The sequence below is a fragment of the Streptosporangium sp. NPDC023615 genome (assembly GCF_040640155.1).
In the GTDB taxonomy this organism is placed as follows: domain Bacteria; phylum Actinomycetota; class Actinomycetes; order Streptosporangiales; family Streptosporangiaceae; genus Streptosporangium.
In genome coordinates, this window is record NZ_JBFABE010000127.1 from 1 (window position 1) to 7,379 (window position 7,379).

Here is a 7,379-nt window from a genome sequence, read left to right on the forward strand (position 1 = left end):
GCGCCGGTGGGGGCGAACGGGACGGTGCCGGTGGTGGATCCGTCGACGATCAGGTCCGCCGGTCGTGCGGTGCCGCCGCTTGCGCCGTTGGCGAAAATGCGCCGAGGTCGGGCGCTCTCCCGGTGTAGGGCAGGCCGACGTCGGTGCCCTTGTCGATCAGGCTGCTGTTGGCGGCCGGGCGCAGGTGCGGCAGCACGGGCAGGTCGCCTCCGGCCTGGCGCGGGGCGTCCCAGCCGGAGGTCGACACGCTCTGGAACTGCGCGTCCGACAGGGGCACGCCCAGGTCCCAGGAGTTGTACGCGGAACTGCTGCCGGTCATGTTCGATGTCGGGGTCCCGTTGTAGGCGAGGTTGTTGCGCAGGGTGCCCCGGTCGGCGGCGGCGCCGCCGGAGGTGATCCCCAGCATGTTGAAGTTGGGGCGGTTGCCGTAGGCGGTGTTGTTGACGTAGTCGTTGGCCACCGGATGGTGGTTGGAGTAGAAGCCCGCCGCCTTGTTGAGGAAGGCCACCGAGAAGCGGACGGTGTGCTTCACCGCGCGCGGGTCGTACTCGGCACCGAAGCCCCCGACCTTGAAGCCGGCGCCGTTTCCGGACGGTGTCGTGGTCCCCGGTACGTACCCGTTGCGCCAGGACCAGGAGTGCTCGATGGTCACGGGCGAGTAGGTGGAGATGAGGTCGTAGCCGTCATCGGCGTTCCACCAGGCGCGGCACCCGCGGAACACGTTCGCGGCACGACCGGCCGGCGTGCCCTCCCCGGGATGGGCCCAGTAGCGGATCGGGTTACCGGAGGTGCCGCTCTTGTTCAGGGTGATCGCGTCGACCCGGGCCGTCCGACTGGAGCGGTCGCCGTTCGCACGGGTGTAGGCGTAGGTACCGCCCCGGAGGTAGACCGTGTCTCCGGGCCGGGCGGCCGATTGCGCACGGGCGATCGAGGCCCACGGAGCGGCCTGGGTCCCCGCCGCGCTGTCGCTGCCGTTGGGGGCCACGTAGTGGACGGTTGCGGCGGTCGCGCTGCTCGCCGCGGTCGTGCCGGGCACGGCCGCGGCGAGCAGGCCCAGGATCGCCGAGGCGGTGACCGGGCGAAGAGCTCGCCACCGTTGTATGGGACGCATCGGGATCTCCTTGGCTGGGTGATCAGGACGAGCTCGCGAAGGCGGACGGCCTCGCGAAGGCGGACGACCGAGCAGGCCGGATGCGGAAGGGCCGGTCAGGGCCTCCCGGACACACGACGATCTCGGAGCGCCTGCTGACACCGGCGGAGCCGACAGGCCGGCTCGTCCCGAACTGATCACTGGGGGATGTGGATGGTTCGCGGGCAGACGGTCCCCGCCAGGCGGGTCGCGACCGGCACTCCGGCCGCGCCGCATGCGATCCAGGATGGAAGGAACGGAGTGGGGTGAACCCGTGCTGTCCCGTCTTCGCGACAGCAGGGGGCACAAATGGTTAAAACGGTTTAACCATAGGCGGTACGCCGCTGTCAACAGTTGTCGTGGCAGCCCGGAGAAAATCACCACCGGCCAGCCGTGCCGACGGACGAACCCTGAACGTTTCATGCGCCGGACCCGCCATTCGTACCGTCGGCGGAAGAGGACGAGCGTCAGGCCCGGGGTGCGTCCGGTCGTCCCGCACCGTCGCCGCGCACGGACGGCCCGTGCGGGATCACCACCCCCTGAGCGTTCACGACGGATCGCAGCATGGTGAAAACGTTTACGGAAAAACGGTTCGAGAGACGACGAGCGCCTGCGGTGCGACGGAAGCGTACGCCGGTACGGACGGCACCCCGAGAGCGTGATCACGCATCCCGCCCCGCTCCCCCGCTCGCCGTCGTCGCGTCCCGGCACCGGTTCGGCGAAAGACTCACGGCACCGGCGGGCGATCTTCGGCGACACCCGTCCCGCGGCGGGCACATCACCGGAAAGAGAGGATCGGTGCGCGTGCGTTCGGCCCGTCGGGCCTGACGCTCCGGCCTCCGGGAGGATCGAACCGGATCGGCGGGCGCCTGCGGATGTCGCCGACCGGCATGAACCCGGCCGGTGGCGCGGCCGGGTCGATGCGGCCCTCGGCCCGGCGCCGGCGTTCGTCGCCGCGGCCGCCATGACCACCGACGACCTGATCCCGTGGCGGATCTTCCGCCCCGCTCGCCTGCCCGTACCGGCACTCCCCCTGAAGAGGCTTGTCATGACCGTTGAAGCGCCCCACGACGTGATCCCGTTTCGCCAAGCCGTGCGGGCCTGGTTCGGCATCAGCTTGCAGACCTTCGGCGGCCCGGCCGGGCAGATCGCGGTCATGCAGCGCACCCTGGTGGAGGAGAGGCGCTGGATCGGCCAGCAGCGCTTCAACCACGCCCTCAACTACTGCATGCTGCTGCCCGGGCCCGAGGCCCAGCAACTGGCCGTCTATGTCGGCTGGCTGCTGAACGGCACCCGTGGCGGCCTGGTCGCCGGCACCCTGTTCGTGCTGCCCGGCATGCTCGCACTGCTCGCGCTGTCAGCGGTGTACGTACTGTGGCAGGACACCTCCGTGGTGGTCGCCCTGTTCGCCGGGATCGGCCCGGCCGTGCTGGCCGTCGTGGCCCAGGCCGTCATCCGGGTCGCCAGGCGCTCGCTGACCCACCCCCTGTTCGTCGCCTTCCTCGGCGCCTACCGCGACCCCGGCACGCTCAACCCCTGGGCGGGCGCACTGCTGGGAGCGTTGCTGACCACCTGGGTCACGTTCGTACCGTGTTTCCTGTTCATCTTCCTGGGCGCCCCCTACGTCGAGAAGCTGCGCCACAACGCCGCCGTCAGCGCCGCCCTGACCGGCATCACCGCGGCCGTCGTCGGCGTCATCGCCGGCCTGGCCCTCTACTTCGCCGAGCACACCCTGTTCGGGCGCACCTTCGTCTTCGACCAGGGGCCGTTCCACCTCCGGCTGCCCGACCCGGCCACGATCAGCCCCGTCGCCTCGGCCGTCACCGTCGCCGCGCTGGTCATGACGTTCGTACTGAAGTGGCCGATGCTGCGCATCCTCGGCATCTGCGCCCTGCTCGGACTCGCGACCGTCCTGCTGAGCCGGCCGTAGCCCCTCCCGGGTACGCCGCCACGGGCAGAGCAGCTCCCTGTGACGACGGTGGCGGCGGGTGTGCCGCACGCGCCACCGGCCCGGTACAGCACTGCCTGCCCTCGCGGCGAGCCTGCGCCACCCCGCCCGGCCCGGCCGTCACCCGGTGCCCCGGGAGTCGGTGAACGAGTCGGTGAACAGGGCGAGCAGGTCGCCGATGCGCCGGTCGGCCTCGGCGGGATGACGGAAGTGCCCGGCCGGGTTGACGGTGTACTCGTTGCGCCGCCCGACGCGTTCGCGGCGCAGGTAGCCCGCGGCCTCCAGGTCGGCGACGATGGCCTGCGCGGCGCGTTCGGTGATGCCGACGGCGTCGGCGACGTCACGCAGCCGGGCGGTCGGCTCCCGGGCGATGGCCAGCAGCACATGGGCGTGGTTGGTCAGGAACGTCCACTCCTTGGTCCCGCGAGCCGCTCCGGCCTGAGCCGCCTGAGACATCCGATCACCATCCGTACGGTCCGGCCGGGGGCCTGTCACCCCTCAATGTACGCACACGAAGACACGAACGCAGCGTCGTGGTCCATCATCCCGGCCTTGACACACGAACCGTGCTTCGTGAATACTCGATCGTAGTTCGAGGGGGAGTACCCGACGTTCGACGCGCCGCCGTCACTACGGACCCGGCAGATCCGGATCCCGGCGACGCAGCCACCGCCGCGGTGGCCCGGGGAGACCTTCGGCCAGCAACGTCGGCCTCCGCACGAGGCCCGACCGGTCGAAAGGTCTGGCATTGTCCGTTTCCTGGTGGGTCTGGGCGGCGCTGATGCTGGCGATCGCCGCGATGCTCGCGATCGACCTGTTCCTGCACCGCGACAACCACGTCATCGGCTTCCGCGAGGGCGCCCTCTGGTCCGGCGTCTGGATCGCCGCGGGACTGCTGTTCGGCGTGATCCTGTGGGTGTGGCAGGGCGGCGACGTGGCCGGCACCTACTACGCCGGATACCTCATCGAAAAAGCGCTGTCGATCGACAACGTCTTCGTCTTCGCACTGATCTTCACCCACTTCACCGTACCGGCGGCACTGCAGCACAAGGTCCTGTTCTGGGGCGTGCTCGGAGCGCTGGCGTTCCGGCTGGCGTTCATCTTCCTCGGCGCGGAACTGCTGGAGACCTTCTTCTGGACCGCCTACCTCCTCGGCGCGTTCCTCATCTACACCGGCTACACGATGGCCTTCCGCCACGGCGAGCAGACCCCGCCCGACCGCAACCCCGTGGTGCGCCTGGTCCGCCGCGTCATCCCCACCGACGCGAACTACCACGGCGACGCCTTCTTCACCCGCATCGACGGCAAACGCGCCGCCACCTTGCTGTTCGTCGTCCTGATCGCCGTCGAGGCCACCGACCTGATCTTCGCCCTCGACTCCGTCGCCGCGATCCTGGCCATCACCACCAGCACGTTCATCGTCTGGACCGCCAACGCCTTCGCCATCCTCGGCCTGCGCAGCCTGTACTTCTGCCTCGCCGGACTGCTGCGCCGCTTCGTGCACCTGCACTACGGCCTCGCCGTGCTGCTGGCCTTCGCCGGCGTCAAGCTCATCCTGTCCGAGACCCCCGTCGGAAAACTGCCCATCCCGGTGACGCTGGGCGTCATCGTGGTGACCATCACCGTGTCGATCCTGTGGAGCCTGCGCACCACCCGCGCCACCCACGACACCAACGGCCCCGACGGCCCCGACAGCCCCGCGCACGGCGACCGCCCACGATCGACGAAGCAGAGATCACGGTGTCGGGACCTGCCGCCTGCCGGCCGCACGACGGATCGCACGGCGGACGGCCAGTCGCCTCCGGCCGTGTCTTCCGGGCACGCTTCAGCGGATCGTCACGAGTAGTCCACGCGGCCGTGGCCCCCTCCGGCGAGGCGGCCCCTACACCCCCTGGCGCGGCATGCGTTACGTGCTGGAGGAGCCGGCGGCACGCGAAGCCGTGTACACCGCCCCGGACGATCTCGCCGAGCGCGTTGTGCCCGCGCCGGGAGGCAAGGGCGTCGACCCGACGCGGACACGCGTCACCGTCCGCGCCCACCTGTTCGGTGTCTGCTTCGGGGCCCTTGAACAGTGGCACCTCGACGACCGGGTGCGTCCCCTGCCGGACCACGTCCACGAGGCCTCGACGGTCCTCGCCCGTCCGCCCGCGACCCCGGACTCCCCCGGTCACCATGATCCGGTTCAGCCGATCGTCCCCCGCGGCGGGGACACCGAACCCTCTCACCCCGCACGCTCGCCGCCCGCGAACCACGCCCCCTTCCGTCCGCCGGATCGATCACCGCTTTCAAAACAGGCCCTGGCCCCCCGCCCGAACCCACATCCCCACCGCCTCGGCATCCCGGCACCCTCACTAGGCTCGGGGAGTGGCCGAAGCCGTCCTGTTCACCGTCCCCGCGATCATCTACCTGCTCGTGCAGTCACGCGGAACCGGCAAGGACCTCGGTTCAGCGCGGCAACGCCTGGGAGCTTCCTGGGGCTCACGCTCGTCCTACGCGTGGGCACTCCTGCTCCTGCTTCCGCTTCTGGTCGCAAGTGGGCTGGCCTTCATGCTCATCCCGCCCGGTGCCGTTCTCGACGCGCCTGGAGTCACGATCGCCCGGATCACCTCCGCGAGCGGCGTGATCGCCATGGTCCTGCGCGCGGTCGGCGAAGAGATCTTCTTCCGTGGACTCCTGGGCGGCGTCCTCGTGAGACGGCTCGGATTCCTCCGAGGCAACCTTCTCCAGGCCACGGTGTTCGTCCTGCCACACCTCGCGCTCCTCCTGGTCGACACCCGCCTGTGGCCCGTCATCCCCGTGCAGTTCGCCGCCGGCTGGCTGCTCGGATGGTTGCGTCACAAGACCGGAACCTTCGTTCCCGGAGCCGCCGTTCACACGATCACCAATGCCGTTGCCGGACTCGTGGTGCTCTGACGCCCCCGTGCACGATCGGCCTTGACCGGTGAGGCCTTGGGTCCACACCGTGAACCGACCGCGGTGCTCGTCGGGCCCGGCATGACGAGAACACTCGTACGCGCTCCGCTCCACCACGCCCGGACTCCCGTCACCGTCACCCACCAGCCCTCGCACACTCCTCATCCGAATCGGCCGGCATCAGCCGTTGTCTTTGGGGGACTGTCTTTAGTCCTTTATGTTCTGTTTGTCCGTTTTTTATCAACCGGCCGCCTTTACAAAGTAAGTCACTAATGTCTAATTTTCCGTACGTACCGGGCCGTAACCCAGGGCGTACGGCGAGAGCATCGGCATCCACCGGGTGTGGACCGCCCGCGGCGGCGGACGCCTCGCGGGTGAACATCGGACCGGCTCCCGTGCGATCCGATCGGCGTCGGCCTGTCGCCCCGAGACCGCGGCCCTCCCCCGCCGGCGGACTCTTCGGATCCTCCTCGGCGGCCGGCCGCCGCGGGGCGGGCCGGCCGCGGGCGACACGAACACGGCCCGCCGTGGCGGCCCGCGGGCGGGGATCACGCCGCAGTGCGAGCCGTCACGGCGGGCAGGAATGATCGCCCGCGACTCCTCAGCAGCAGCCGGCGCCCGCCTCGGTGGCGTCCGGGGCCTTCGTCTCGCCGGGCTGCTCGGCGGCCGGGCCGCACGCGCACGACGCGGCCTGGTCCTGATCGGCGACGGCGGACCCGCCGAGGGTGTCGGCATCGGCCTTGACCACGTACACCTCCCATGGCTCGCCGCCGGGGCCGGTCACCCACACCTTGTCCTGCAGGGCGTAGCAGCAGGAGGTGTCGTTCTCCTCGAAGGTGGCCAGCCCGGCGTCCTTGAGGCGCCGGGTGGCCGCCTCGACCTGGGCGGTGTCGGTGACCTCGACCCCCAGGTGGTCCAGGCGGGTGTCGTGGCCCTCCTCGCCTTCCAGCAGGACGAGCTTGAGCGGGGGCTCGGCGATGGCGAAGTTGGCGTAGCCGGGGCGGCGCTTGGCGGGCTCGACGCCGAACAGCTTGGAGTAGAAGGCGATGGAGCCTTCCAGGTCGGCGACGCGGAGGGCGAGCTGGACACGGGACATGGCGGTCCTCCTGAGCTGGGGCGGGTGCCGGAGGTGGGCGACCACCCTCCGGCTTGCTTAGATGAACATCTAGACAGCAGGGTGACATCAGATTGCACCTTGCTTAGACATCTGTCAATTTAGAAGCATGTCGAGACAAGTGTTGCCGTCTTCGTCCCGGTCTTCCGCGGACACGCCCTGGGCACGGTCTCATCAGCCCGCCGGCGGCGGCGGCGACGCGCAGGCCGACACCGAGCAGCAGGGCGGTGCCCACGCCCAGCAGGCCGAGCATGAACAACCAGTCCACCCAGCCC

General features: G+C 70.1%; 6 protein-coding genes. 3 read left to right on the forward strand and 3 right to left on the reverse strand.

Annotated features, from left to right (window positions below):
- Positions 1–49: 49 nt before the first annotated feature.
- A complete protein-coding gene (locus tag AB0G16_RS37960) occupies positions 50–1,111 on the reverse strand; it encodes a hypothetical protein (RefSeq protein WP_362815744.1) in 1,062 nt (353 codons plus the stop codon).
- A gap of 1,066 nt (positions 1,112–2,177) precedes the next feature.
- Here AB0G16_RS37960 and AB0G16_RS37965 point away from each other — a divergent pair.
- On the forward strand, positions 2,178–3,059 hold the full coding sequence (locus AB0G16_RS37965) for a chromate transporter (RefSeq protein ID WP_362815746.1): 882 nt from the start codon (positions 2,178–2,180) through the stop codon (positions 3,057–3,059).
- A gap of 138 nt (positions 3,060–3,197) precedes the next feature.
- On the opposite strand, the gene AB0G16_RS37970 is transcribed toward AB0G16_RS37965, so the two are convergent.
- Positions 3,198–3,533, reverse strand: coding sequence for a helix-turn-helix domain-containing protein (locus tag AB0G16_RS37970; RefSeq protein ID WP_362815748.1), 336 nt, complete (start codon positions 3,531–3,533; stop codon positions 3,198–3,200).
- Positions 3,534–3,825: 292 nt separating this feature from the next.
- Here AB0G16_RS37970 and AB0G16_RS37975 point away from each other — a divergent pair, with 292 nt between their 5' ends.
- Positions 3,826–4,923, forward strand: coding sequence for a TerC family protein (locus AB0G16_RS37975; RefSeq protein WP_362815749.1), 1,098 nt, complete (start codon positions 3,826–3,828; stop codon positions 4,921–4,923).
- A 518-nt stretch (positions 4,924–5,441) separates the two neighbouring features.
- Positions 5,442–5,990: a CPBP family intramembrane glutamic endopeptidase gene (locus AB0G16_RS37980; protein ID WP_362815751.1), complete on the forward strand. Its 549-nt coding sequence runs from the start codon at positions 5,442–5,444 to the stop codon at positions 5,988–5,990.
- Between the two features lie 601 nt (positions 5,991–6,591).
- On the opposite strand, the gene AB0G16_RS37985 is transcribed toward AB0G16_RS37980, so the two are convergent.
- Positions 6,592–7,086: an ArsI/CadI family heavy metal resistance metalloenzyme gene (locus AB0G16_RS37985; protein ID WP_362815752.1), complete on the reverse strand. Its 495-nt coding sequence runs from the start codon at positions 7,084–7,086 to the stop codon at positions 6,592–6,594.
- Positions 7,087–7,379: the final 293 nt, after the last annotated feature.

What these genes read in the sequence shown, in the direction of transcription:
- AB0G16_RS37960 (WP_362815744.1), bottom strand. Translation starts at nt 1,111, where the DNA reads ATGCGTCCCATACAACGGTGGCGAGCTCTTCGCCCGGTCACCGCCTCG.
- AB0G16_RS37965 (WP_362815746.1), top strand. Translation starts at nt 2,178, where the DNA reads ATGACCGTTGAAGCGCCCCACGACGTGATCCCGTTTCGCCAAGCCGTG.
- AB0G16_RS37970 (WP_362815748.1), bottom strand. Translation starts at nt 3,533, where the DNA reads ATGTCTCAGGCGGCTCAGGCCGGAGCGGCTCGCGGGACCAAGGAGTGG.
- AB0G16_RS37985 (WP_362815752.1), bottom strand. Translation starts at nt 7,086, where the DNA reads ATGTCCCGTGTCCAGCTCGCCCTCCGCGTCGCCGACCTGGAAGGCTCC.